At 46.2% G+C, this 582-nt stretch carries 2 tRNA genes; both read left to right on the top strand.

Annotation, left to right across the window (positions count from 1 at the left end):
* Nucleotides 1–67: 67 nt before the first annotated feature.
* A tRNA-Ile gene (locus tag MLE19_RS22885) sits at nucleotides 68–144 on the top strand.
* Between the two features lie 185 nt (nucleotides 145–329).
* Nucleotides 330–405: transfer RNA gene (locus MLE19_RS22890), tRNA-Ala, on the top strand.
* Nucleotides 406–582 lie beyond the last annotated feature (177 nt).

Raw genomic sequence — 582 nt, forward strand, 5'->3', positions numbered from 1 at the left:
AGCAATAGAGCAAACGGTAGTTAATTTAGCTGCTACAGATTATAAAATCTGTGATGGCTGAATAACCGGGTCTGTAGCTCAGTTGGTTAGAGCGCACCCCTGATAAGGGTGAGGTCGGCAGTTCAAGTCTGCCCAGACCCACCAATTTGCGTGATACGTCGTTGCTTCACTACTCGCATAGCAGGCTATGCGTCGCACTGAAGCGCCTAGTCTCACACAAATTATATTTTATCCAGCACGGCGTTATTTTATGACTCGCATAGCAGGCTATGCTTCGCCATAAAATGTCTTGTTCTGAATAAAATTACCCGGAAAAGTTATGCGTTAATGGGGCCATAGCTCAGCTGGGAGAGCGCCTGCCTTGCACGCAGGAGGTCAGCGGTTCGATCCCGCTTGGCTCCACCATTACGTACTACCTCTTTACCTTAAATACCGTTTGTGAATGTTTCGTGACCACTGATAAGTCGCTGTGTTGTCGTAACTACTGTTTTAGTTATCGCACGCCGCCTTATCACTGTTCATTGAACAGCTGCTCTTTAACAATGTATATCATGCTGACAAGAACACTTCTTAGGAAGTGCT

The sequence above is a fragment of the Vreelandella neptunia genome (assembly GCF_022489065.1).
Taxonomy (GTDB): Bacteria; Pseudomonadota; Gammaproteobacteria; order Pseudomonadales; family Halomonadaceae; genus Vreelandella; species Vreelandella neptunia_A.